3 protein-coding genes are annotated in these 2218 nt (G+C 47.5%); 2 read left to right on the top strand and 1 reads right to left on the bottom strand.

Going from position 1 to position 2218, the window contains the following annotated elements; genetic code table 11:
• Positions 1 to 209 precede the first annotated feature (209 nt).
• Positions 210 to 695 carry an Hcp family type VI secretion system effector gene (locus G565_RS0120785; protein ID WP_028672519.1) on the bottom strand — a complete coding sequence of 162 codons (486 nt, stop codon included), beginning with the start codon at positions 693 to 695 and terminating at the stop codon, positions 210 to 212.
• Between the two features lie 314 nt (positions 696 to 1009).
• On the opposite strand from G565_RS0120785, the gene G565_RS27365 reads away from it, so the two are divergent.
• Positions 1010 to 1492 carry a transposase gene (locus G565_RS27365; protein ID WP_211227245.1) on the top strand — a complete coding sequence of 161 codons (483 nt, stop codon included), beginning with the start codon at positions 1010 to 1012 and terminating at the stop codon, positions 1490 to 1492.
• 2 nt (positions 1493 to 1494) lie between these two features.
• On the top strand, positions 1495 to 1824 hold the full coding sequence (locus G565_RS27360; protein WP_028672517.1) for a hypothetical protein: 330 nt from the start codon (positions 1495 to 1497) through the stop codon (positions 1822 to 1824).
• Positions 1825 to 2218 lie beyond the last annotated feature (394 nt).

Genomic DNA, 2218 nt, shown 5'->3' with positions numbered 1-2218 from the left:
AAAACTGCCTACCTGGCCCAACAGCCGCCTTGATGAGTTGCTGCCGCTACAGAGAAGAAACGCAGAGTAAACGTGGTTCGGTTGGACGCTTACAATTGTATGATTTTAGCGATGGTGATCTTAGCTTGAAGTTCTGTAGCCGCCATTTCTTGCAATCCCTTAGGTACTCTTTTTTTGGCCGGGGGCACTCTCCCCCTTTTTAATGCTTGTTACCTTCCTTCATTCCATGAATCTGAGTGACTTACATTGCCATCCAAAAAGGTATGAGTAATCTTTTCATATCTCAGGGAAACGCTCTCAATGTGGGGGATTTTCTCCTGAGCAAGATCTTTTGTGTTGGCCATTCTGGGGGAGAAAGAGTTGATCTTAACCCCTTCGAGTTCATGCTGGTAATACTCAACTTCTTGGCCTGAGTCATCTATCTTATACCACTTTAATGTGGCCTTCTTCATCCTTTGACCGTTACAACAGGCTTTAAATAAGTATGGAGAAGAAGCGTCGAATGCTTTGACCAAAGTGACAGCACCATGTTTGCGAGTTCCGGTAAGCTCACCTGTATCATTGTCTGTGGGAATGTAGATAGAGTGATTAAATTCCAATACTTCAATTGAGCCTTCTCTCTCTGCTACATTAACCGAGCCTTGAACAGAGACTCCTTGCTCATCTTCTAGCCATAAATATGCTGGAATTGCCATTTCCTAATCTCCTTATTGATAATCGGGCATATAACTGCATTCGTGAGGCTAACTTGTTTATCCAGTGACCACAACTTGTCGCTATAGTAGAAAATAAATATGTGACCAAGTTTGCGTTTCCCAATTAGCAGTCCTGAATATACGGTCAATTAATTCCAGCTAAATAGTAAAGTTCAGCTTAATTGATCACGGTAGAACTTCTCGATGTCGTCATTGCTTTCTTAACGTGGACACCCACGCGAAGGCTTGACCATCAGAAGCGCATACAGTACCTTATACAGCATCATAAAAACGGGCCGTCAGGGTAAGACACTATGCCACGTTCAAGGAAAAGCCAGATCGCTCTGGAAGCGACACCCTACTATCACTGTACTTCCAGGTGTGTACGCCGTGCGTTTCTATGCGGGCGCGATGAACACTCCGGCAATGACTACGAACACCGTCGTGGCTGGATTGAGCAACGTATGCTAACACTGGCCAAAGTGTATGCGCTCGATATCTGCGCCTATGCCGTCATGTCCAACCATTACCACATTGTGCTTCATATCAACTCAGAGAAAGCCAACGCCTGGTCGGATACCGAAGTCATTCAGCGCTGGCACACGCTCTATGCGGGTAATTTTCTGAGCCATGAATATCTGGCCGGTAAAGACTTGTATGAAGAGCAACTTAAAGTTCTCTTAGAACTGGTAACAGAATGGCGTGAACGTCTGATGTCGATCAGCTGGTTCATGCGAGCCTTGAACGAAGACATCGCACGTCAGGCCAACGCAGAGGATGTCTGCACCGGCCGATAATTATGAAAACCATCCGTGGTTTCCACCGCTACGCGGCAGCTATTCGCTGCGCCAATTTGTTCCAGACAAATTGGTGGGAGGGCCGGTTCAAGTCCCAGGCACTGCTGGATGAGGAAGCCCTGGTGACTTGCTTGGCTTATGTCGACTTAAACCCCATTCGAGCGCAGATGACGGACAGTCCTGAGGATTCCGACTATACGTCGATAAAAGAACGAATTGATACGGCTCAAACCGAACCTGAAACGGCCGAGCCAGCGCAGCCAAAACCGTTGTTTCCATTTGTAGGATACCCCCGCCAGGACATGCCTACAGGACTACCTGGAACTGGTTGACTGGACAGGCAGACAGATTCGACCAGACAAGCGCGGAAGTATCGACCAACAGACTCCACCCATTCTCGAACGCCTAAATATCGACGCTGAGCATTGGGTCTACAACACCCAGCACTTCGAGAGTCAGTTTAAAGGTATCGTCGGCACCGTTCTTTCGATTAAAGCTCAGTGTCACCGGCTAGGGTATCAGCGGACACCGGGGCTGGCAGCTGCTACCTACTTAACCTAGCTTACCCTTTCAAAATTAACGATCAGGGCACCCTGAGGTTTTGCTGTGCCTGAAAATCGACATTTTGGGCCAAACACTTCAATTTTTCGGTCTCGACCCTTCTTTACCTCTCACCTTTAAACGAGTTTCTACATCCGGATGCAGAGTTCCTTCAAACCTCACTCC

This window comes from Saccharospirillum impatiens DSM 12546 (assembly GCF_000423605.1).
Lineage (GTDB): Bacteria > Pseudomonadota > Gammaproteobacteria > Pseudomonadales > Natronospirillaceae > Saccharospirillum > Saccharospirillum impatiens.
Note: the sequence above shows the minus strand (reverse complement) of the source record. Positions and strands in the feature narration are given on the sequence as shown.